Source organism: Neisseria sicca VK64 (genome assembly GCF_000260655.1).
Lineage (GTDB): Bacteria > Pseudomonadota > Gammaproteobacteria > Burkholderiales > Neisseriaceae > Neisseria > Neisseria sicca_B.
Map to the genome: position 1 here is coordinate 1 of NZ_AJMT01000112.1, position 4276 is coordinate 4276.

General features: G+C 48.0%; 5 protein-coding genes. 1 reads left to right on the forward strand and 4 read right to left on the reverse strand.

From position 1 onward, the window contains the following. Nucleotides 1-186, forward strand: a 186-nt coding sequence (locus tag HMPREF1051_RS06700) for a transposase (protein ID WP_196794315.1), incomplete at its 5' end; no start/stop codon positions are given. Between the two features lie 48 nt (nt 187-234). On the opposite strand, the gene HMPREF1051_RS06705 is transcribed toward HMPREF1051_RS06700, so the two are convergent. The 4 genes from HMPREF1051_RS06705 to HMPREF1051_RS06720 form a co-directional block, all read right to left on the reverse strand. Beyond that, nucleotides 235-570, reverse strand: coding sequence for a hypothetical protein (locus HMPREF1051_RS06705; protein ID WP_003766183.1), 336 nt, complete (start codon nt 568-570; stop codon nt 235-237). Between the two features lie 192 nt (nt 571-762). Continuing rightward, nucleotides 763-1209, reverse strand: a complete 447-nt coding sequence (locus tag HMPREF1051_RS06710) for a hypothetical protein (protein WP_003766184.1) — start codon at nt 1207-1209, stop codon at nt 763-765. Nucleotides 1210-1292: 83 nt separating this feature from the next. Next, nucleotides 1293-3287 (reverse strand): DNA mismatch repair endonuclease MutL, encoded by a 1995-nt coding sequence (gene mutL, locus HMPREF1051_RS06715; RefSeq protein ID WP_003766173.1) that lies wholly within the window; start codon nt 3285-3287, stop codon nt 1293-1295. Between the two features lie 128 nt (nt 3288-3415). After that, nucleotides 3416-4039 (reverse strand): EVE domain-containing protein, encoded by a 624-nt coding sequence (locus HMPREF1051_RS06720; RefSeq protein ID WP_003766176.1) that lies wholly within the window; start codon nt 4037-4039, stop codon nt 3416-3418. Between the last annotated feature and the right edge of the window lie 237 nt (nt 4040-4276).

A 4276-nucleotide genomic window follows, 5' to 3' on the forward strand; every position in this document is an offset into this window, starting at 1 on the left:
CGTATGGGTGTCTTACGGAAAATGGCGGAAAAATGGGGACATAAGGTATTGCCTCTTGCACCTTATTCACCTGAGCTCAACCCGATTGAGAAGGTGTGGGCGAATATTAAGCGGTATCTGCGAACCGTATTGTCTGATTACGCCCGATTTGACGATGCGTTACTGTCCTATTTTGATTTTAATTGACTATATATAAATTAATGATGAAAGTAATTTTTGAGTGGTAGGTAGAGTTTACGTTAGCTCAAGTTCTGTTGAAATAATCCCATAATTTTCTTTGAACAGTCTCAAGTAATCAAAGAAACAGTCAAACTCATCCCGATTTTCAAATTTGGCAATCTGTTCAATCAGACCACGCCATGTATGGGTGGTTTGAAGAAAATCAAACTGCTCAATTAGCCAGTAATAAAATTTTTCTCTAAAAATATCATCTTTTTGACTAGGTATATCATTGAGTCCTTCACATAGATAATATCCTGTTATAAAACTTTCTAAAATCTTTATATTTTTTTCGCTTAAATACATAAGCGGCCTTTTTTCGATATATGCCAATAAATCTAAACAATTCATTTAAAATATTCCCATTGTTGGTAGTAGGTTAGATTGAAAATTGAACATTACAGAAAGATTAGAGCCTTTGTTGGGTCTTGACCCAACCTACGCTTGCTGGGACAGGATTGAGTATTGAGCGGATTAAAGTTAACAGGCCGTCTGAAAGAATTTTCAGACGGCCTTTTGTATTCCTTAATATCATATCCCTCCTCAGAATTCGCAAGTAAAGCGGTAGAATTTTTCGGCAGTCGAACCGATTTTTATTTTATGCCATTTTAACTCTTCTACCGGCAAGATTTCGTATGCACTGAGTTTATCCTTGCTGTCAAAAAATGCGCTCTCTTCATATGAGATTTCTTTGTTTTTGCAGTCGATTTGGAATTTGAAACGGGTTTTGACGTAATCCTTGCCAATGATTCGACTTCTGCCGTTTATAGTTTCGTTCGGAATAATCGGCTTAGGTTTTTCGTAACGTATTTCTATTATCGAATTTCCCGGAGAAAGTGAACGGACGAGTGTGTTGCCGTATATGGATTTTCCTTGGGCGGGGTCGGAGTGGATTAGTCGCCAGTATTCAGGTTTGTTATAGCTTGTTTTTTCCGCATAAACGGGCAGCGTGAACAAGATGAGGGGGATGCAAAGGGCGGTTTTGTTCATAATCGAATTTTTTATAAACAGGCTGTCTGAAAATCCGTATCGGTGGTTTTTCAGGTAGCTTTATGTCTTTCGGCCATATTTCATTATTGTCCGCGTAAGAACAGTGCGTCCAGTTCTTTCAGCGTCAGTTTCACCCAGGTCGGGCGGCCGTGGTTGCATTGGTTGCTGCGCGGGGTGTTTTCCATGTCGCGCAGGAGGGCGTTCATTTCGGGCAGGGTGAGCTGGCGGCCGGCGCGGACGGAACCGTGGCAGGACATGGTGGCGAGGATGTGGTTTTCGTGTTCTTCGATGGTTTGGCTGCTGCCGACTTGGGCGAGTTCGCCCAATACGTCTTTGGCGAGCGAGACGACGTCGGCTTTGCCGAGCATGGCGGGGACGGCGCGGACGGCGAGGGTGTTGCCGCCCATGTCGGACAGTTCCAGCCCGAAGCCTGCCAGTGTGTCGGCGTGGTCGGCGAGGGTGGCGCATTCTTCGTGGGACGCGGCGAAGGTAACGGGGATGAGCAGGCGTTGGCTTTGCAGGTTGCCGTGTTCCTGCCGCTGGCGTTTCATTTTTTCGTAGTTGACGCGTTCGGCGGCGGCGTGCATGTCGATGAGCAGCAGGCTGTCTTCGGCTTGGGCGAGGATGTAGATGCCTAATAATTGGGCGATGGCGAAGCCGAGCGGCGGCAGTTCGGGTTTGGGGTCGTCTGAAAAGCTGCGTGCGGGGTTTTCAGACGACGTGGCGGATGTGGTGCCGAAGCGGGCTTGTTCGAATTGTGCCAGCTCGATATCGGCTTCATCGGCTGCGGTGTTTTTGAAGAGTTCGGCGTAGGTGTTGAGTGCGGCTCGGCTTTCGCGCAGGGACAGGCTGCGTTGCTGCGGTGCGCGTGCTGCCTGATAGGGCATGGGGGCGGTTTTGCCGGAACCGAAGGTGCTGCGCGGTTCGGAAGCGTGTGCGCTTGGTGCGGCGGCGAAAATGTTTTCAGACGACGCGGTCGGGTTTGGGTGAAACCCGCTAGGCTCGTTTTCAGACGACGTTGCCGCGGGACGGATGCCTGTGATTTCGTGCAACACTTCGCCTGCGTTGCCGACGCTTTCGGTCAAGTCGGCGCGGGTGTCGGCGAGGGCTTTGTTGAGGGTGTGGAAAACGAGTTGGTGCACCTGCTGGCTGTCGCGGAAGCGGATTTCGGTTTTGGTGGGGTGGACGTTAACATCCACGGCTTCGGGCGGCAGGTCGAGGAAGAGGACGAAGGCGGGGGTGAGGGCGTTGTGCAATACGTCGCGGTATGCCTGTTTGACGGCGTGGAGCATGACTTTGTCGCGCACGAAGCGGTGGTTGACGAAGCAGTATTGTTTGTCGGTTTTACCCTTTGCGAAGGTGGGTTTGGCGATGGCGCCGTAGAGCCGCAGCGCGCCGTTGCCGCTGTCGATTTCTAAGGATGCCGCCTGAAAGTCTTCGCCGACGATGGCGGCTATGCGTTCGTGCAGGCTTTGGGCGGGGAGTTTGAACACTTGTTTGCCGTCGCGTTTGAGCGAGAAGGCGATGTGCGGATGCGCCAGTGCGAGGCGTTCGAGCATGGTGGCGCAGTGGGCGTATTCGGTGTTTTCGGATTTGAGGAACTTGCGCCGCGCGGGGGTGTTGAAGAAGAGTTCGGCGGCTTCGATGGTGGTGCCGACGGGGTGGGCGGCGGCGGTGGGGCTGCTGAGTTTGCCGTCTTCGGCTTTGACTTGGGTTGCGTGTGCGCTGCCGTCTTGGCGGCTGGTCAGGGTCAGGCGGCTGACGGAGGCGATGCTTGCCAAGCCTTCGCCGCGAAAACCCATGCTGGCGACGTGTTCCAAATCGTTTAAGGTTTTGATTTTGCTGGTGGCGTGGCGGTGGAGCGCGAGTTCGATGTCGTCGGGGTGGATGCCGCCGCCGTTGTCGCTGACGCGGATGAGGCGGATGCCGCCGCCCGCCAACTCGACTTCAATCGCCGTCGCGCCTGCGTCTATGCTGTTTTCGACGATTTCTTTGAGGGCGTTGGCGGGGCGTTCGACCACTTCACCGGCGGCGATTTGGTTGACGAGGTGGTCGGGCAGGGCGGCGATTCGGGACATGGGTTTCTTCCGTTTTCAAACTGGCGGGTATTATAGCAAAAGGTCGTCTGAAAACCGGAATCGGGATTTCAGACGACCTTTTGAAATTTAACTGCCGTTTTACAGGATACTTGTAGCCTTACTTTGTCTTATTTGAGATTCTCCAAAAGTTTTTCCCCATCAGTAATCTGAGATAATGTTTGGGCAAAAGGAAAAGAACGTCCCAAAATGGATTTAACCTGTCTTGCTTTGATTGGATTTTGACTTAAATCGACAAAATGTTCTAGTTTCTGAAAAAATGTTTTATTATCAACACCATAATGATGGGTTTTCTCTACGATTCCTGTTGCTTGACCATATGCAACAATTCCTTGTCCGGAGGCGTATAGGAATACATAGTCTCCTTTTTTAATCCGACAGATTTTTTCTTTGTAGCCATCTTCAAATGCAGCAGCTACTTGGTTTGTCATCATGAAATTATGGTCTTCCAAGTCGTTGGCACTATTAGTATTTAATAAGAAATATCGTGTTGTAGTTGAATTATCAAATTCTTCGTCTTTTTGTTTGTCAATCATTCGTTTGTTCTCCCAGTCTTGAATAATGAATTCTTGAATTAAATCATTAATGATGTCTTGGCGGGTTGTTTCCCAAGCATCGGCAAGCTCTTGCAAAATCAAATCATCTTTAATGGATAAACGTAAACTCAACGTAATCTTATTTTGATTTCGTTGGTTATATATTTCTGTGCGGCGGTCGATATAGCTGTTGGACATAATTATATCCTTTTGTTTTTAGAATTAAATAAAATATCAGGAGGAGAATATCCTTTTTGATAATGATTATTATGCTATGTTTGCATTTTTAATACAATAAAAATTATTCTTGAATTATTTTATAATTATTATATTATTATTTTTATTTGAAATAAATTATAGTAATAATTTTTATGGGAGGTTGGCTGAATCAGGTAATTTATAGCAAAAGGTCGTCTGAAAACCGGAATCGGGATT